The sequence below is a fragment of the Qaidamihabitans albus genome, assembly GCF_016464705.1.
Taxonomy (GTDB): Bacteria; Actinomycetota; Actinomycetes; order Mycobacteriales; family Pseudonocardiaceae; genus Qaidamihabitans; species Qaidamihabitans albus.
In genome coordinates, this window is the sequence record NZ_JAEHOB010000026.1 from 37,788 (window position 1) to 55,491 (window position 17,704).

Below are 17,704 nucleotides of genomic sequence, written 5' to 3' on the forward strand. Positions count from 1 at the left end.
CCCAATCATCCGCCTAAAGGAGCCTTTGTGGACCTCGCACACCCTGATCACGCCGTTTCGGCGCCGGGCCACGCGTCGGTGCCCGGTGTAGAGGTGCTCGGCGTCTCCAAGAAGTTCGGCGGGCAGTATGCCCTCCGCGACGTCGACGTCTCCTTCGCCAGAGGCCGAGTGACCGCACTGCTGGGCCACAACGGGTCCGGCAAGTCGACTCTCATCAAGATCTTGTCCGGGTACCACCAGGCAGAGGACGGCGGGCGAATCCTGATCAACGGTGACCCCCTGGACGCCCCTGTCCACGCCACTGCTGTGCACGAGCGCGGACTCCGTTTCGTCCATCAGGACCTGGCGCTGTTGCTCGGCATGAGCATCGCCGACAACTTCGCTCTCGAGGGCGGCTACAACACCCGCGGGCTCCTGGGCCGGGTGGACGACGCCACCCAGCGCTCGCGTGCCTCGACGGTACTGAACCACTTGGGGCTCCAGTTGGACCCACGGACCGGGGTCGGCACGCTCGACGGAACCGAGCAGACGATGGTCGCGATCGCGCGCGCACTCCAAGACCAGGTGCTCGGGCTTCGGACCTCGCTCACTCTCGTGCTGGACGAGCCCACCGCGACCCTGCCGCACTCGCAGGTACACCGGGTTTTCGCCGTGCTCGACACAGCCCGGCGGCTAGGCGCGACCATCATCTACGTCACGCACCGGCTCGACGAGGTCACACAGCTCGCCGACGACGTCGTGGTGTTGCGCGACGGTGCCGTGGCGGAAGCGGGTTCGCTCGCAAAGCGGGACGTCGCCACGCTTGCCCGGGCCGTCACCGGGATGTCAGGGACCGATGCCGCACCACTCGTCGCCGCGGTGCCGCCACCATCGACCCGTCCGCTCCGCCTCGAAGTACGTGGGCTGTGCGGAGACGTCGTCGAGGACGTCAGTCTCTCGATGAGGCGCGGTGAGATCTGCGGCGTGGCCGGCTTCATGGGCTCCGGTATCGGCGAGCTCGCTCGTATACTCGGCGGGGACCGCCGTGGCCGCAGCGGAACGATCACCCTCGACGGCGAGGTCGTGACCGGCAAACACCCGTGGGACTTCCTGCGGCGCGGGATCTGCTACATCTCCGCGGACCGTCGTCGCGAGTCCTGCGTGACGGGGATGAGTCTGCGAGAGAATCTCACCCTGGGAGACCTGCGCCCGTTCTGGCGACGTGGCCGCCTCCAGCGTCGGGTCGAGCAGCGCGCCGCCACCAGCCTGATAGACCGGTTCGAGATCCTTCCCCGCCAGCCCGAGCAGCTCATGTCCCGGTTCAGCGGCGGCAACCAGCAGAAGGCGGTGCTGGCCAAGAACATTCGGCTCAGTCCCGCGCTGCTCGTCGTCGAGGAACCGGCCCAAGGGGTCGATGTCGGTGCCCGCCGGCAGATTCACGCCGGCCTGAGGGCGCTGGCTGCGAGCGGTACCACTGTCGTCGTCGCGTCAACCGATCTCGAGGAGCTCCTCGAGTTGGCCGATCGGGTAGTCGTGCTCGACCGCGGCCGGGTGACCGCAGACGTGGCGTCTGCCGCCACATCCCTGCAACAGCTGACCCGTTTCTGCAACGGGGAGGAGCACTCATGACCTCAGAGAGCAGCACCGTTGTCGCCGTGGAAGGTGTCGCTCTACGGCGCCAGCGCCTCGTCACGGCAACAACCGGAGCCACCAGTTACGCCGTAGTCGCGTTTCTCGTCGGGCTATGCGTGGTGTTCGCGGTCGCGCTCCCTGGCCGCTTCCTAACCGGCCAGAACATTCAGGCGGTGCTGGGGGACCAAGCCGTACCCGGCATCCTCGCCCTCGCCGTCATGCTCCCCCTGATCGCGGGGAAGTTCGATCTGTCGGCCGCAGCCACGCTGGGCTTCACATCCGTCTTCGTCGCGTGGGCGACCGGGGTACACCAGCTGTCGACCCCGGCCGCTATCGTGCTCGCCGTCCTCATCGGTGCGGTGGTCGGGCTGGCGAACTCATTCGTCGTCGAGGGTGTCGGCGTGAACGCGTTCATCGCCACGCTCGGGATGGGGACAATCCTTGCGGGCGGCAACCTTCTGCTGACCCAGGGCACCATCCTGTTCAAGGGTGTGCCTCTCGACCTCAAGAACCTCGGTCAAGGTCGACTTCTCGGTGTGCCTGCGCCGTTCTACGTCTTCCTCATCTGCGCGCTGGTGCTGTGGTACGCCATCGAGATGACGCCGGCCGGACGGAGGCTACGGGCGACCGGGTTGGCCCGCGACGCCGCCCGCCTTACCGGTGTCCGTACCAGCCGGTTCGTGACCATCGCCTTCGTCGGCGCCGGCGCGCTCGCGGCACTCGCCGGCGTTCTCCAAACCGGAAGGACCGGCTCGGCGCCTCCGGATGTCGGGCCCTCGTTCCTGCTTCCGGCATATGCCGCTGCGTTCCTTGGCGCTGCGACGATCCGTAGGGGGTCGTTCAACGTCTGGGGGACGGTGGTCGGGACATTCGTCCTCGGCGTCGGGCTCAATGGGTTGTCGCTGCTTGGCGCGCCGTTCTGGGTCCCGCCTGTATTCAGTGGCATCGCGCTCATCGCGGCGGTCTCGTTCTCGGTTGTCGTGGAGCGCCGTTCCCGAAGTGTCGGGTGACATGGCCTGAACCCAGCCCCCTTGCGCCCTGACCACCCTCCGGGAGTTCCGAGGGCCATATCCATTTCGGACACCGGTACCCCAACCAAGGAGAAGCAGATGACTGCGATGAGGACGAGCTTGGTGGCCTGCGCGGCCACGGCCGGATTGTTGCTGACGTCGTGCAGCACGGTGGAGCAGTCTGACTCGGGCGCCAGTGCCGAGAGCGACTATGCCAACGAAGCCGCCCAGAAGGTCGTCGACCGAGCGCTCGCCGAGTTCGAGCCCACGGACTTCCCGACGTCTTCTCCCGCCGCCGCCGAGGACAAGACCCTCGTGATCGTCTCGTGCTACCAGGCCGCTGCCGGGTGCGCGCGGATCTCTGCGGGCGCACTCGAGGCTGCCGAGGCGATCGGCTGGAAAGCCAAGGTCGTCGACGGACAGGGTGACCCGAACCTGCAGAATAGCGCCCTGGAACAAGCGATCACCGAGAAGGCTGATGCGGTGCTCCTCGCGGCCGTCGAGTATCCAGTCGTTGCGTCCACCGTTGAGCGCGTGCGCAAAGCGGGAATCCACGTGGTCTCGGTGGGTACGACCGGGGAAGCGTCCGAGGACGGGGTCGAGTACTTCTCGACCGCACCCGGGGAGAAGATCGGCGAGGTCATGGCCGCGTGGGTCACCCTCGCCACGGCAGGCAACGGGAACATCGGTTACTTCAGCGACCGGTCATTCGCCGCCTCCGACGCCTACGAGACCGGGTTCCGCGATGGGATCAAGCAGTACTGCGAGAACTGCTCAGAGGCGTTCACCACGAGCTTCTCCGCCACCGAGATCGGCACGACACTCCCAGCCCGGGTCAAAGGGTCCCTGCAGAGCCACCCCGACGTGAACATGGTGTACGCCGCATACGACGGCGCGGTAGGAGCGATGGTTCCCGCCATGCACGAGATCAGCAGCACAGCACCCCTGGTTGGCTTCGACGGGAACCTCCAGAGCCTCGACTTCATCCGTGAGGGCAATACCCAGGTTGCGACGATGGCGACGGCGCTGGAATGGGCCGCGTGGGGTGGAGTCGACGCACTCAACCGGCTACTCAACGGTGAGGAACCTGTTCCGTCGACTCCTGCATATCGGCTGCTCACCAAGGACAACCTGCCGCCGGACGGCCAGTCCTACACTGGTGACACGGACTACCGGGCGGCCTACCGCGAGCTCTGGCAGGCCGGATAGCGATCGTGTTGCCCCGCTGACGGATTCAGCTGGTCGGCAAGGCATCGTGCGTTCCGTGACGACCGGTGGGTTCCCGTCGAGCACTCATCGGGCGCGCCCACGACCAGGGACGGCCGACTACGTCCCTGTCCCGTGAGCGCCGACCAGCTGTGCGTCACGGTCTGACGGGCTGGACCTGCGTGGTCACAGGTTTCCCTGGCGCGGCGACGACCGGGAGGTCGCGCACGGTGTGTTCAACACGTGTGTTGACTTGAACGGCCTATTCGGTGGACCATGGAGACGGACATCGATCAACACCAACGTTGACGCTGTGGCGTCGGCGCGAGCGCTGCGAGGAGTCATACGGGTGAACACAGAATCGTCGCCTGCCGGACAAGAGTGGCGGTCGAGCTCCACCGCAGGAGACCTTGAGCGGCTCTGGACAGCAGTATCTGCTGCCAACTTCCCGGTACTTCTCATGGTCGTTCACCAGTTCACCGGCGACGAGAAGTGGCTGCGCGCGCCGTACCTCCCTTCCCGCGGCAAAGGGCTGGGTGACCACGACTCTGGCGGTCTTCCGAAGCACGTCCGACGCGAGATCCGGACAGCGGCCTATGAAGCGATCGCACGCCTGCGGGACGGCATCGAGCCGGCGATCCCGACTCCGACCCCCGAGCAAGCGGTGCGCATGCTGAGCGTCTGCATGGGTGAGCCGATCGACCCGGCGTACGGGCCGATGCTTGCTGACGAGCTCGCGCGCCGCATGCGACCGGCTCGCCCAGGGGCCGAGGGAACGCCCGTCGAGGTCCCGGACGGCTTTCGGGTCCTCGTGATCGGTGCCGGTGTCGCGGGAATCGCGGCGGCCCACCACCTGGAGAGCATGGGGGTGGACTACACGATCGTCGACAAGCAGCCTGAGGCCGGTGGCAACTGGTTGCAAAACACCTACCCCGGCGCCGGCGTGGATACCCCCAGCCACCTGTACTCTTTCTCGTTCGCCAGGAACGACTGGGAGAGGCATTTCGAGTTGCGCGACCAGTTGCAGGACTATTTCCACCGGGTTCTCGACGGCATCGGCGCGCTCCCACGTACCCGATTCGGTGTGGAGGTCTTGTCGGCCAGATATGACGAGGACATCCGGCGGTGGAAGGTATCGGCCCGCAACAAGGATGGCTCCGAGGAGATCCTGGTCGCCGACGTGGTGATCAGTGCCGTCGGCGTGCTGAACCAGAAGCGCATGCCAGATGTAGCTGATATGGACACATTCGAGGGCGCGCAGTCTCATTCCTCGGAGTGGCCAGCTGGGTTGTCCTTGGCTGGCAAGCGAATAGCGCTTGTGGGAACGGGGGCCAGTGCCATGCAGATCGGCCCAGCCATCGCCTCGCAGGTGGACCGGCTGACGATCTTCCAAAGGACCCCGCAATGGATTGCGCCGTTCCCGAAGTTCATGCAGGCGATCCCCGACGAGCTCAGGATGCTCGTCGACACCTGTCCGCTGTATCACGCTTGGTACTGGGTCAGGCTGTTCTGGCAGTTCGGCGACAAGGTCATCGACGCGCTGCGGATCGACCCGAAGTGGAAGCACCAGGAGCGCTCCGTCAATGCCCGAAACGACGGGCATCGCAAGTTCTTCACTCGCTACCTCGTCGAGCAGTTGGCGGGGCGACCAGACCTCGTCGAGAAGTCTCTGCCGTCCTACCCGCCGTTCGGCAAGCGAATCTTGCTCGACAACGGCTGGTACGACATGCTGCGTCGACCGAACGTCGAGCTCGTCACCGAGCACGTCACGCGGGTGACCTCTTCCGGAGTGGTCGATGCCGCGGGACAGGAGCACGAGGCCGACGTCATCGTGTGGGCCACCGGGTTCCAGGCCGCCCGTTTCGTCTCGTCGATGGAGGTGAGGGGAATTGGTGGTCACACCCTGCGCGAGGTCTGGAATGACGACGACCCCAAGGCCTACCTCGGTGTTTCGGTGCCCGGCTTTCCGAACTTCTTCATGCTGGGCGGTCCCCACTCGTTTCCCGGCAGTGGGAGTTTCATGCACTTCATGGAGCTCCAGATGCGCTACCTGCGAGAGCTCATCGGCACCTTTGTCGAGCGTGGCGTCCGTGCCCTCGACGCGACCGAAAAGGCCACTGACACCTACAACGACCTGGTGGACGCCACGCACGCGAACACGGTGTGGAGCCATCCGGGACTGCAGACCTATTACCGGAACTCGGCGGGACGGGTCGTCTTCGTCATGCCGTTCACCAACCTGCAGTACTGGGATATGACGCGTGAAGTCGATCTCGCCGACTACAACGATCGGTGAGAGGTCCGGATTGTGCGCGCGGGCGGCGTGAATCAGTCCGGGCGGTTCAGCGGATCACATTCCAAGGTGGAAAGTGGTCCCACCGATCTGCCGGCGAAGGTCTGGCGGACGGACGACCTAGTTCTGTCGCACCATGAGAGGAAACGCCAGTGCAGTCAGAACCCACGACCTACCAACACATCCGAATCGAGCACGAGGAGAACCTGAGCTGGATCGTCCTGGCTCGCCCCGACCGCGCGAACGCCTTGTCGGCCGACATGCTCGAGGAGTTGTCGGACGCACTCGAACGCCTGCGGTTCACCGGCGGCCCGGTGTTGGCCATCCGCGGTGAGGGGAAGGGCTTTTCGGGCGGATACGACATCACCGAGGTGGGCGTTCCCAAGTCGGCCGACCCAGTCGGCGACCGCGAGCGGCTGCAGAGAAACGTCGACCGGTTCATGGCGATCTGGGATCATCCGAAGCCTGTGATCGCGGCGGTTCATGGCTACTGCGTGGCAGGCGCAACCCAACTCTGCGTCTTCACCGATATCACGATCCTCGCCGAGGACGCACGGATCGGAGAGCCTACGGTCCCGATCGGCGGCGGCTACATCGCGCCGCTGTGGGCTCCCTTGGTCGGTCCGAAGCGCGCGAAGGAGCTGTCGTTCGTACCTGGCAACTGGATCGATGCGGAGACAGCCGTCAGGTGGGGCTGGGCCAACCACATGGTGCCGGTCGCTGACCTGCAGTCGCAAGTGCGCGGTCTGGCCGCTCGCATCGCGCTCACGCCCCCGGACGTGCTGCGCGTGAAGAAGTTGTCCATCAATCGCGCGATGGACGCCATGGGTGCCCGGCAGGTGGCGAACTCTGTCGCCGAGATGGATGCGCTTCTTCACCTCTCACCGTCAGTCCTTGCGGTCCGGGAGCAGGTCCGCGAGCAGGGGTTCAGGTCGGTCAAGGAGGGCTACCACGTCCCGCCGACCTCGGATCTCTCCCAGCACGAACGACACTCCCAACGCAAATGTTGAGCGGCATGACCCGCCGCCTTTCGTCCCCGTGTGCAGAGTAGGAAGAGATTTTCCATGCCAGAGCCGACCCAGTTCCGCGCCTTGGACCTCTCCGATCGCGTGCTCATCGTCACCGGTGCGGCGGCGGGGATCGGTCGTGCGACGGTGGACCTCGTCACCAGCCGGGGAGCGTCGGTGCTACTCGTCGATCGGGATGAGCCGGCCCTCCTCTCGGCTGCCAGGGAACTCGAGGCGACGGGCGCCTTGGTGCACGCGGCGGCGGCGGACATCAGCTCGGAGAACGATGTGGCTCGAGTAGCGGAAACGTGTCGATCCGTGTTCGGCTCGCTTGACGGGGCGGTCAACAACGCAGGGGTGTCGCCCAGGTCGGCTCCGGTCTGCGAGGTGACTTTGGAGGAGTGGACGCGTGCGATCAGTGTGAATCTGACCGGACCGTTCTTGTGCCTCAAACACTTCATTCCACTCATCGTGGAACGGGGCGGTGGGTCGATCGTCAACATGTCGTCGCGGGCCGGCACGGTGGCCCCGCCGAACCTGCCCGCCTACATCGCCTCGAAGCACGGCGTCATCGGGCTCACCCGATCGGCCGCAGCCGACTACAGCTCCCTGGACGTACGGGTCAACGCGGTCGCTCCCGGGGTGATCGACACCGCGATGGCCGCCGAGTCGCTCCAGGACCCTGCGCTACGGCGAGCGAGGGAGCAAGCACATCCACTGGGGCGATTCGGGCGGGCACCGGAGGTCGCCGAGGTCGTCGCGTGGCTGCTTTCAGACGCGGCCTCGTTTGTGAGCGGATCGGTCTTCTTCGTCGACGGTGGCGCGAACGCGGTGTGAAATCAAAGGACGGCGCCCTCAGGGCGGACGCGACCCCCCGGTGCCGCAATGCCGTGACCTCGTTGCCCGGCAGCTCCGGCGAATGGGTCCCGGGCCGGGGCCGGGGCCGGGGCCGGGCCGGTCGTCGCCAAGAGTTCGACCGCGCGGTGATACGCTGGTCAACGTTGCTGTTGCCGCTTCGCCGGCTCAGCGACCTTGGCGGCCAGAGCGCCTGTTGTGACGGGACGACAGTCTTCGCAGGCGGTAAGGGGTGAAAGAGTGTCGGCGAAGAATACGGCGCGGAACAGTAAGCACGGGAAGCATGGGACGTCGGACGACAGTGGCATCAGTCGTCGTCGCCGCGCTGCGCAGGCAGAGGGCCAGCACGAGTATCGCGCCCGCCGGGCGGCCATTGTCCGCGTCGCTGCAGAAGTCTTCGCCGAGAAGGGCTTCGAGGGGGCCAAACTAGCCGACATTGCGGAGCGCTTTGGCATCGACCGCGCCTCGCTGTACTACTACGTGGGCAATAAGAACGAGCTCTTTCGTGATGGCGTGGAGGGCGTCACCGATGGCAACGTTGCAAAGGGCGAGGAGATTCTGAAGCTCCCACTCCCGGCGCGTGAGCGGCTGCAGCTGCTCGTCGAGCACCTGCTGGACTCCTATGAGCGCAGCTACCCCTATGTGCACGTCTACATGCAGCAGGACGTCAACCAGGTGGCCGCCGTACTCGGCGAGGAGTGGTCCAACCAGATGCTGCGGAAGCTGCGTCGACTCCAGTCGATCACCATGCAACTGATCGCAGAAGGTATCGATGAGGGCACCTTCCGCCCCGATATGCGAACGGATCTGGCCACAAACGCCCTCTTCGGCATGCTCAACTGGACCCATCGGTGGTATAAGCCTGGGCGTTCGACGAGCGCGCGAGATGTCGCTGCGGCCTTCTCCTCCATTTTCTTCGACGGGATGACTGTCCGTGACTGACTGATCGCTGCCTGCCATCGCGCCGGTAGCCAGGAGGGAAACCCATGGCCGAGGTCGAGCTGACGATTGAGAACCATCTGGCGCATGTGCGGCTGAACCGCGACCGCGCGCGTAACGCGATCAGCGTGTCGATGGATCGTGAGCTCGCCGAGATCTGGCGACGAGTCGACGAGGATCGCCAGGTGTGGGCAGTGGTCCTCTCGTCAGCGGGCAAGGTCTTCTGCGCTGGGGCCGACCTGTACGATCTTGACGAGCGATCCAAGAACCGCATCGCCATCGGTGGTGGTTTGACTGGACTGGGCGGCCCCCGCTTGGCACTCCGCAAGCCCCTCATCGCGTCTGTACAAGGACCGGCCCTCGCGAGCGGTTTCGAACTGGCGATGTGCGCGGACATCATCATCGCCGCGCGCAGTGCTCGGTTCGCGATTCCGGAGGCACAGATCGGAGTCATCGCCGAGGCGGGCATCCTGCACCGGGTGACCAGGCAGCTCCCGCACCACGTCGCCATGGGGATGGTGCTGGCCGGCATGACGCTGGACGCTGACCAGGCCCTGCACTATGGCTTGGTGAACGAGGTGTGCGATCTCGAAGACCTCGAGGAGGTTACCCGACAGTGGGCCGACCGGGTGCTGGCTTGTTCGCCCCTGGTCTCCCAAGCTGCCAAGCAGGCGATTGACTTCCGGCAAGGCTGGCCGCTCGATGTGGCGATCAGCACCCGCTACGAGTCGATCGAAACGTACGCTTCAACCGCGGACGCACGAGAGTCCCGCGCCGCACTGGCCGAACGCCGCGATCCGCGGTGGTCGGGTGGCTGAGCTGCTTCACGAGTCAGGCGTCCCGACAGATTGAGTGGTTCCTGAGTCGGCGTCAGCAAATAGCGCAGGCCAGGCCGAGGAAGCTCTCCAGCGGATGCGCAGGCGCCGGAGCAAGTGCGGCAGCGCGATCGCCTGCTCACCCACGCGCCCGGCCGCCGGCTGTGGTGGCAGTCGTCGGCCGGGCGTCAGCCACGACCGAGAGGGGCCCATTCCGTTATGTGGGGCCGCAAACGCCGTTCTTGCCTGGCTCAGGGACCAGCACGATCCTGCCGAACACCGTGCCCGCGTCCATCTCGCGGTGGGCCAGCGCTGCCTGATCGAGCGGCAGCACGTCGTGCACGACCGTCCGCAGGTCGCCGTGTGCTGCATCGGCGAACTGGGATGACCGCACGGCCTGCCTGTCAGAGCCGGGCACAGTGTCGGAGCTGAAGGTGGCGAACGACAGCGACTTGCGGAAGGCGACCATCAGCCGCATGCCGAAGTCCGCGGGCGGCTGCCCGCCGACCACGCCGACAGCCAGATATCGCCCGTTGGAATTCAACCTGTCCAGGAACAGGGGAAGCTGGGGACCCCCCACGACATCGATCACCACGTCGAAGCCCGACGGTGCGTCCGAGCCGCCCTCGCCGGAGCGGTCGAGGACATGGGTCGCGCCCAAGTCCCGCAGGCGGGCGCCACGCTCCTCTGATGAGGTGGTCACGGCCACCGCGCCCGCACCGCCCCTGGCCGCAAGCTGGACCGCCGTGATCCCGATGCTGCCTGCCGCACCCCGCACGAGCACAGTCTCGCCGGCCGCGAAACGGGCGCGGTCCAGGGCGAAGTGGGCGACCACACCGGAACCGCCGAGAGTCACCGCGTCCGCGCTGGTCATTCCGTCGGGCAGCGGAAGGGCGTCCTCGACCGAGGCGACGGCCTGCTCGGCGTACCCACCGGACAGGCCGGTGAACGCCCACACCCGCCGCCCTGTCCACGAGGCGTCCACGCCCTCTCCTACGGCGGTGACGGTTCCCGCCACCTCACTGCCAAGGAGATGCCCCTCCTTGAAGCCGTACGCGACGAGCGTTCCCCGGCGGATCACGGCGTCCACGCCGCCTACCCCGACCGCCTCCGTGGCGATCTGTAGCTGCCCCGGGCCGGGGACGGGCACGGGAAAGTCGACGACCTCCAGACCGTCTGGCTTTCCGAACTTTCTGATAACGACGGCTTTCAATTCTGCTCCTTGGTGAACGGACGGGTCGCAGTTGCGGCGACCGTGAGCGGCGAGCTCGCCCCACAGCCGGAGGCACCGCCGCGAGCGTGCCGGGATGGGGCGTCGTCACCACCATACGACCGTAACGGACGCTCCCGTCCGTTTAGCTAAAGTGAGAGGCCATGACCGACCGTTTGCCTCACACTGGGCGCTCCGACGCCCGCGACAACCGTGCCCGCATCCTGGACGCCGCCCGCACGGTTTTCGGCGAGGAGGGCCTGAGTGCGCCCATGCGAGAGGTCGCCCGGCACGCAGGCGTCGGCCCCGCCACGCTGTACCGGCACTTCCCGACCAAGCAAGCACTAATCGGGGAGACCTTCGCCGAGCAGCGGCGAGCCTGCCATGCCGTCGTCCGCGACGCCCTTGCAGACTCGGACCCGTGGCACGGATTCCGGAGCCTGGTCGAAAGGATCTGTGAGCTCCACGCGCACAGCAGGGGATTCGCCGACGCCTTCATGGCGGCCTTCCCCGAGGCCATGGACTTCGCCGCCGACCGAGAGCGGACTTCGCGCGCGGTTGCCGAACTGGCGCGCCGTGCCCACGAGACCGACCAGCTGCGCCCTGGCTTCGTCGTCGACGACTTGATCCTCATGCTCATGGCCCACCGGGGTGTCCAGGACCTGCCGCGTGCCGACCGGCTCACGGCTTCCCGCCGCTTCGCCGCCTACGTGATCGAGGCGTTCCGTGCCGCACCAGAGATGGGAGCGCCTGCGCCGCTGCCGCTGGCTCCACGTCTGCAGCTCGCGCACTCGCCCAGCACGCCATGAATCCGTCACAGGAGGTCTGTCAATCCCTGCAGCCCCAGCCCAATCGGTTCCAAGTGCGGCCAGGTGGAAAGCTCAGTGCGTGCTCGGCGACAGCTCGCCTGTGTGGCGACGAGCCCCGACCGGTCCAGCCTGCCGGGGCGTCTCAGTCCTTCTGTTCGGGCCGTGCACGGACTCGATCTCGCAGCGCGCGCTTGTCGATCTTCGTAGCGGACACCGGCCATTCACCTGGACGGACGAAGTGGACTGCCCGAGGGACCTTGAAACTGGCGATCTGACCCCGACAGAAGTCGATGAGGTCCTGCGACTCGACCACCGCGTCGGGCCGCAGCTCGACAAAGGCGACGGGCACCTCGTCCAACCGGTCGTCCGGTTGGCCCACCACAGCGGCGGTCTCGACAGCCGGGTGGTCGCAGAGGAACTCCTCCAGCTCGAGCGGGGCGACGTTCTCCCCACCGACCCTCAACATGTCCTTGTGCCGACCATGGAAGTTGAGTTTCCCGCGCGCGGTGTGGCTGTACAGGTCGCCGGTGCGAAGCCACCCGTCCTCGTCAATGGTCTGCTCGGTGAGCTCCGGCTCTCCGTAGTAGCCCGAAGTGACGCAATAGCCACGAACCAAAAGGTGGCCCACGGAACCTCGCGGCAGTTCGTCCTCGCTCACGGGGTCGACGACCTTGACTTCGACATCGCGGACCGGTTCACCTTGATGGATGACGCGCTCCTCGAACCTCTCGTCAGGGGAACTGAGTCCGAAGGAGCCGGCCGTCTCCGTCATCCCGGACGACTTGATCAGCTCGGTTTCGGGCAGTGTCTCTCGTAGCCGGTCGAACAGCGACCGCGGCCCAACTTGTCCGAGGTAACGCAACGACGAAAGCGCGCTCGGGTCGAAATCGGGGTGATCGAGGACAGCGGACGTGATGACTGGGAACCACGGCCATCCTGACGTGACGCCATGCAAGCGCATCAATTTTAGCGCTCGGCCTGCGTCGAAGTACTCGTCCGTCAGCACGGTGCCCGTGGCCGCCAGGCAGCAGACGTAGGGTGAAAGTGCGCCAACGTGGAACATCGGGCCCGGAATCCAGAAAACGTCGTGATCTTCGGCAGTTCGGAAGCGCTTGCGAGCGCGATCGACAGGGCCGCGCGTGAGGGCGTCGTGCGAAAGCATGCAACCCTTGGGATGCGCGGTCGTCCCCGAGGTATAGAGAATGACCGCGAGGTCGCTCGGCTGGACACCGATGCGCAGTGCGTCCACCTCAGGGTCGGTGACTCGGCCTGCCAGGTCCTCTAGATTGTGCCGGGCCAATGTGCCCGGCTTTCCGTGTCCGTCCAGGAGCACCACTGAACGGAGCTTGCAGCCCTCAAGCTGGAGGTCACTCGGGTCGTCAGCGATGCTCGCTCCGGGCAGCGCCTCGGTGAGCACTGCACCGAGATCGCTGTAGTCATCGATCTCCGTCGTCGTTAGCACTACGTCGAGGTCGGCGTGTGTGACAATGAACCGGAGTTCGGAGGTCCTGTGCCGGACGTTGATGGGGACGGCAGTGGCGCCCACGAGGTGCACAGCGAAGAGCGCCTCAAGGTACGGGATACCGTTGGGAGCGAAGATCCCCACATTGCTCTGGGCCTTAACCCCCAAGCCGACCAAGCCACGCGCGACTCGACGAGCACGGTCGAGAAGTCCTTGGTAGGTGATGATCGCCCGCGGCGTGACCACGGCCATCCGATCAGGCGCTTCCGTAGCGGCTCGGACAAGGAGGTCCCCAAGCGTCGTCGCGGGATGAGCAGCGAACTGAGGTGCAATGCTCACCTCGGAGCCTCCTACGGATCCGTGCCGGTAGCCTGAGTCAACATAGCAGTTGACTTGCCGGTGCGGTAGCCCGGCGCCATACGCTCCGGCGCGCGGCCAGAGAGTAGGGTGGCCACCGCTATTATTCATCGGCGGTCACACGAGTCATCTTCGCGCCGACCATCTCGGTCATCCGGCGGCGACCGACGATCCGCGTCACCACGGGCGCAATCCGTCGGCAGCAATTCGCTAGTTCCGGTCTCATACCTCCACACGAAAGCGAAGAGCGGATGAACAACAACCCGGATTGCATGTCACGTTCTCGCGAGCTAGTGGTCCGTGTTTGAAGTGGTCTGACGGTTGGCCTTCTTGAGGATCTGGTCGGCGGTTTTTGTCCAGACGAAGGGGTGGCAGCGGTCGTTCCAGCCGTCGATGAAGGCGCGGATCTTGGCGTTGAGGTCGCGCACGGAGCGGAAGGTGCCGCGGTGGATGGCTTGGCGTTCGATGATGCCGAACCAGACCTCGACCAGGTTCAGCCACGAGCCCGAGGTGGGCGTGAAGTGCACGCTGATGCGCGGGTTCGCTGCCAGCCAGGCTCGGATCTCGGGTCGCTTGTGCGCGGCGTAGTTGTCCATCACGAGGTGCAGCTGCCCGTCGGGGTAGGCGCGGGCGACCTGTTTGAGGAATGGCAGGAACTCCTGGTGCCGGTGTCGTGGCTTGACCGCTCCGGTGACCTTGCCGGTGGCGATCTCCAATGCGGCGAACAGGGTGGTGGTGCCGTGCCGCAGGTAGTCGTGGGTGCGCCGTTCGGTCCGCCCGGGCAGCATCGGCAGCATCGGCTGGGTCCGGTCCAGCGCCTGGATCTGCGACTTCTCGTCGATACAGAGCACGACCGCGTTCTCCGGCGGCGCCAGGTACAGCCCGACCACGTCGGTGACCTTGGCGACCAACTCGGGATCGGTGGAGAACTTGAACGTCTCGGCCCGCCACGGCTGGATCCCGTAATCGCGCCAGGCCCGGGCCACCGTCGCGTTGCCCACCCCGAGCCGATCGGCAAGCAGCCGAGACGACCAGTGCGTCACCCCGAGCTTCTTCGATGGCGGCTGCAGCGTCGCCGCCACGATCGCCCGGTGGTCGACCCGCCGAGGCCGGCCCGAACGCGGCTCGTCGTGCAAACCGGCGATCCCGCCACGCTCGTAGCGATCCCGCCAGCCGATCACCGTCGGCCGCGACACCCCCACCCGCTCCGCGATCGCGGTGTTCGACAGCCCCTCGGCGGCCAACAACACGATCCGCGCCCGCTGTGCCAAGCCAGCCCGCAGCGCCGTGCTCCGCGTCATCGACATCAGCCGTTCCCGATCGCCGTCGCGCAACGCCACAGCCACCGCAGCATGATTCGCCATGCCCCATTCTGGCGCACAACCAACCGTCAACTAACTAACGACACGCGACACTAGGGGTGTGTTCCTCGTGCAACCGGAGCAGGCAGAGCCGTGGTTCGCCTCGGGCGTCTTCTGGACCGTCGCCGGCGTCGCGGCCACCGTCCGGAGCTTTTCTGACCAGCTTGAGTCGTCGCCGACCGCAGCCATGGCCTGCGGACACGAACTTCACGCGCGCCGGGCCTCACCGGGTTCGCGGTCCGGTCGTAGACCACGCCACGACGGGTGCCGCAGTCGCCCGTCGCTGGTCCACTGGCGGTGCTCGACCTCGCCGACCAGCGCCGGCTCCACCCAGCTCGCGCGGCGCGCGTACTCGCGCGGAACCGGCACGTCGAATGCGCTTGTCGCCCGCTGCAGCCGGCGTAGCCGTCCCAGCATGTCGGCTAGCGCGGCGTCACTGAACCCGGTGCCTACGTGTCCGGCGTAGGTGAGCCGGTCCTCCTCGTCGTAGACGCCCAGCAGCAGCGAGCCGATCGTGTCCGCTCGGCGGCCCTCTCCGGGCGTCCAGCCGCCGATGACGACCTCCTGCGTGAGCCGCAGTGGTGTCTTGATCCAGTGCCGGGACCGGCGGCCCGGCTGGTAGTGCGAGTCGCGCCGCTTCGCGACGAGGCCCTCCAAGCCGTGCTCGCGGGCGATCTCCAGCAGCTCACGGCCGTCGACGCGCTCATAGTGATCCGGCGTGCGAAACCGCGGCGGCTCGTCGATCTCCAGCTCGGCGAGCCGAGCGCGCCGCTGCTGATACGGCTGCGCGAGCAGGCTGCGGCCGTCGAGCTGCAGTAAGTCAAACACGTAGACAGCGACCGGGTACTCGTGCAGTAGCCGCTCGTCGGGTCGGCGGACATGCATGCGCGACTGCAACCTGCCGAAGTCAGGTCTGCCCTGGTGGTCGAGGGTGAGGATCTCACCATCGAGCAGCACCGGCCGATCGACCAGCCCGGTGATCGCCGCCACCTCGGGGTAGGTAGGGGTGATGTCACGCTGATTGCGCGACCACGCGATCACCTCGGCACCATCCACGCAGACGAGCGCGCGGACCCCATCCCATTTCCACTCGAACGCCCACGCGTCACCACCCGGCAGGTCGCCGAGGGTGGCCAGCATCGGAGCCACGGGCTTCACCCGGCCGATTCTCAACTACCGCAACGCGCAGCGCACGACGAGCAACCCCGCCGTGGACCGCATCCGAACGGCTCGACACGGTGTAGGCGCTGCCAGCCGAACTGGCGTCCGGGCGTGAACGGCGGCATGGCCAGCCGCGGCGGCCTACGCGGGAGCGGGGCCGAGGTACTCGACCCGGTAGCGGAACCCGCCACCGTCGCTGTCCCCCGCAGGGTTGTGAGCAGGAAACACGTCGACGGTGATCGTCCCGTCGTCGTGGGTGTCGACGTAGGACTGCCATGTCACCTCGCCCTGGATCACCCCATCCTCGGCGCTGAACGCCAGCCTGGCTACGTCGACCGGGTCGGTGATGTCGGGTTCCTCTGCGCTCATCCAGCGACTGTATGCGCCGCAGCACAAACCGTGGGCAACCAACACAGTGCCTGGCCCAGGTGAGGATCTCGCCGGACACGTAACGGCACGTCAGCTGACGTCGATGTACGCGCTTGTGGTGGCACCCGAGTTCCTTGAATGGATCAGTTCGATCGGCCAAGGCGTCGGCGCGCTGGCGACCGCTGGCGCGGCCTACGTCGCAGTACGACTCGCACGGCAGGCGCACCACCGCGCCGATGTCAGCCAGGCGAGCACCGTGACCTCGTCGGTGGAGTGGACCGACACCACCGACAAGGACAACCTCTTCGTTCAATATGGTCTCCGCAGTGATGCGGTCAGGGTTGACAACCACGGCTCCACGCCGATCTTCACGCCACGCATCGAGGCGATCATCAGCCGTTCGACACCAGGCATGACCCTGCGCCGGACCAGCGAAGTGTTCGAGGAAATGGCAGCGGAGCTGCCCGCGGTCGTGCCAAGCGGAGGCAAGATTCTCCTGCCGTTCGAACTCCGCGACGCGGAGCGCAACATTGTCACGCCCGCTGACGTGGAGGTCACGCTCTCTTTCCGAGACGCGCTCGGCGTCAAGTGGCAGCGCAAGGGCACTGAGGCACCTGTGCACGCCCCGCCCGAGCCGAAACGATCCCCACGTGAGTCCATCGAGCTGGCTGCGCGCAGGGCGCAACAAACGGGCGACGGCCCTTCAGCGGAGACCAAGACGGATTGACGTGACGATGCTGGACGTTTCGCTGAGCTGGTCGAGCCGGGCGCGGTTGATGTCCAGCATCTCGGCGATGGCCGCGTTTGGAGATGTGGTCGAACTCGCGCCACGCGGCGTCGAGCCGTTTCCGCGCGACGGCGATGCGCTCCGCGCCGCCGTCGTTCTGGGCCTTGGTCAGCTGACCTCGGGCGGCGGCGACCCGGCGGCGCGCGGACCTGGCTGATCGTGAGCGGCACGGTGGGCGCGGCCGGTGCGGGGTTGGAGATGGCCAGGTTCGAGCGTTCCTGGGTGTCGAGCAGGTCGCGGCCGGGTTGAAGCCGGTGAGGCCGCGTTTACGGAGTTCGCGGTACCAGGAGCAGGCCGCGCCGAGCCGGGTGTTGAGGGTGGTGTCGGCGTCGCCGTGGGCGCGTGATCCAGCCCGGCAACCGGCGGGCTCGACACCACACAAGTACTCCACCTTCGCGCAAACGTACGCAATGTACGAGTAGTACACTCAGGCTATGTCTGCTGAACCGCGC

General features: G+C 66.5%; 16 protein-coding genes. 11 read left to right on the forward strand and 5 right to left on the reverse strand.

Annotated features, from left to right (window positions below; genetic code table 11):
- The first annotated feature begins 27 nt into the window (after positions 1-27).
- The 8 genes from JAP66_RS30150 (at position 28) to JAP66_RS30185 (ending at position 9,739) form a co-directional block, all read left to right on the forward strand.
- Entirely contained in the window at positions 28-1,608 is a 1,581-nt protein-coding gene (locus tag JAP66_RS30150; RefSeq protein ID WP_199435267.1) for a sugar ABC transporter ATP-binding protein, read from the forward strand.
- The gene (locus tag JAP66_RS30155) at positions 1,605-2,621 is read left to right on the forward strand and encodes an ABC transporter permease (RefSeq protein ID WP_199435268.1); all 1,017 of its coding nucleotides are present in this window, start codon (positions 1,605-1,607) and stop codon (positions 2,619-2,621) included. The genes JAP66_RS30150 and JAP66_RS30155 overlap by 4 nt, the downstream gene beginning before the upstream one ends.
- A 123-nt stretch (positions 2,622-2,744) precedes the next feature.
- Positions 2,745-3,830 (forward strand): sugar ABC transporter substrate-binding protein, encoded by a 1,086-nt coding sequence (locus JAP66_RS30160; protein WP_199435269.1) that lies wholly within the window; start codon positions 2,745-2,747, stop codon positions 3,828-3,830.
- 346 nt (positions 3,831-4,176) lie between these two features.
- Positions 4,177-6,123, forward strand: a complete 1,947-nt coding sequence (locus JAP66_RS30165) for a flavin-containing monooxygenase (protein WP_307849782.1) — start codon at positions 4,177-4,179, stop codon at positions 6,121-6,123.
- 149 nt (positions 6,124-6,272) lie between these two features.
- Positions 6,273-7,130, forward strand: coding sequence for an enoyl-CoA hydratase-related protein (locus JAP66_RS30170; protein WP_199435270.1), 858 nt, complete (start codon positions 6,273-6,275; stop codon positions 7,128-7,130).
- A gap of 99 nt (positions 7,131-7,229) precedes the next feature.
- On the forward strand, positions 7,230-7,964 hold the full coding sequence (locus JAP66_RS30175; protein WP_199435271.1) for an SDR family NAD(P)-dependent oxidoreductase: 735 nt from the start codon (positions 7,230-7,232) through the stop codon (positions 7,962-7,964).
- 258 nt (positions 7,965-8,222) lie between these two features.
- Positions 8,223-8,924, forward strand: coding sequence for a TetR/AcrR family transcriptional regulator (locus tag JAP66_RS30180; RefSeq protein WP_199435272.1), 702 nt, complete (start codon positions 8,223-8,225; stop codon positions 8,922-8,924).
- 44 nt (positions 8,925-8,968) lie between these two features.
- Positions 8,969-9,739, forward strand: coding sequence for an enoyl-CoA hydratase/isomerase family protein (locus JAP66_RS30185; protein WP_199435273.1), 771 nt, complete (start codon positions 8,969-8,971; stop codon positions 9,737-9,739).
- Positions 9,740-9,953: 214 nt separating this feature from the next.
- Here the strand turns inward: JAP66_RS30185 and JAP66_RS30190 are convergent, their stop codons facing one another.
- Complete coding sequence (locus JAP66_RS30190) at positions 9,954-10,949, reverse strand: zinc-dependent alcohol dehydrogenase family protein (RefSeq protein ID WP_199435274.1); 996 nt, start codon at positions 10,947-10,949, stop codon at positions 9,954-9,956.
- Between the two features lie 161 nt (positions 10,950-11,110).
- Here JAP66_RS30190 and JAP66_RS30195 point away from each other — a divergent pair, with 161 nt between their 5' ends.
- On the forward strand, positions 11,111-11,755 hold the full coding sequence (locus JAP66_RS30195) for a TetR/AcrR family transcriptional regulator (protein WP_199435275.1): 645 nt from the start codon (positions 11,111-11,113) through the stop codon (positions 11,753-11,755).
- A gap of 142 nt (positions 11,756-11,897) precedes the next feature.
- On the opposite strand, the gene JAP66_RS30200 is transcribed toward JAP66_RS30195, so the two are convergent.
- The 4 genes from JAP66_RS30200 to JAP66_RS30215 form a co-directional block, all read right to left on the reverse strand.
- A complete protein-coding gene (locus JAP66_RS30200) occupies positions 11,898-13,685 on the reverse strand; it encodes a class I adenylate-forming enzyme family protein (RefSeq protein ID WP_268963338.1) in 1,788 nt (595 codons plus the stop codon).
- A gap of 179 nt (positions 13,686-13,864) precedes the next feature.
- Positions 13,865-14,938 (reverse strand): IS630 family transposase, encoded by a 1,074-nt coding sequence (locus JAP66_RS30205; RefSeq protein WP_199435277.1) that lies wholly within the window; start codon positions 14,936-14,938, stop codon positions 13,865-13,867.
- A gap of 204 nt (positions 14,939-15,142) precedes the next feature.
- Complete coding sequence (ligD, locus tag JAP66_RS30210) at positions 15,143-16,075, reverse strand: non-homologous end-joining DNA ligase (RefSeq protein ID WP_199435284.1); 933 nt, start codon at positions 16,073-16,075, stop codon at positions 15,143-15,145.
- A 162-nt stretch (positions 16,076-16,237) separates the two neighbouring features.
- Complete coding sequence (locus tag JAP66_RS30215; RefSeq protein WP_199435278.1) at positions 16,238-16,465, reverse strand: hypothetical protein; 228 nt, start codon at positions 16,463-16,465, stop codon at positions 16,238-16,240.
- 103 nt (positions 16,466-16,568) lie between these two features.
- Between JAP66_RS30215 and JAP66_RS30220 the strand changes: the two genes are divergently transcribed.
- Together JAP66_RS30220 and JAP66_RS30225 are read left to right on the forward strand one after the other, a co-directional pair.
- Complete coding sequence (locus JAP66_RS30220; protein WP_199435279.1) at positions 16,569-17,192, forward strand: hypothetical protein; 624 nt, start codon at positions 16,569-16,571, stop codon at positions 17,190-17,192.
- 1 nt (position 17,193) lies between these two features.
- Positions 17,194-17,409: a hypothetical protein gene (locus JAP66_RS30225; RefSeq protein ID WP_199435280.1), complete on the forward strand. Its 216-nt coding sequence runs from the start codon at positions 17,194-17,196 to the stop codon at positions 17,407-17,409.
- Positions 17,410-17,704: the final 295 nt, after the last annotated feature.

Excerpts from the sequence above, each read along its gene's own strand:
- JAP66_RS30155 (WP_199435268.1), top strand. The coding sequence starts at position 1,605 with ATGACCTCAGAGAGCAGCACCGTTGTCGCCGTGGAAGGTGTCGCTCTA.
- JAP66_RS30185 (WP_199435273.1), top strand. The coding sequence starts at position 8,969 with ATGGCCGAGGTCGAGCTGACGATTGAGAACCATCTGGCGCATGTGCGG.
- JAP66_RS30195 (WP_199435275.1), top strand. The coding sequence starts at position 11,111 with ATGACCGACCGTTTGCCTCACACTGGGCGCTCCGACGCCCGCGACAAC.
- JAP66_RS30200 (WP_268963338.1), bottom strand. The coding sequence starts at position 13,685 with ATGAATAATAGCGGTGGCCACCCTACTCTCTGGCCGCGCGCCGGAGCG.
- JAP66_RS30205 (WP_199435277.1), bottom strand. The coding sequence starts at position 14,938 with ATGGCGAATCATGCTGCGGTGGCTGTGGCGTTGCGCGACGGCGATCGG.
- ligD (WP_199435284.1), bottom strand. The coding sequence starts at position 16,075 with ATGCTGGCCACCCTCGGCGACCTGCCGGGTGGTGACGCGTGGGCGTTC.
- JAP66_RS30215 (WP_199435278.1), bottom strand. The coding sequence starts at position 16,465 with ATGAGCGCAGAGGAACCCGACATCACCGACCCGGTCGACGTAGCCAGG.
- JAP66_RS30220 (WP_199435279.1), top strand. The coding sequence starts at position 16,569 with ATGTACGCGCTTGTGGTGGCACCCGAGTTCCTTGAATGGATCAGTTCG.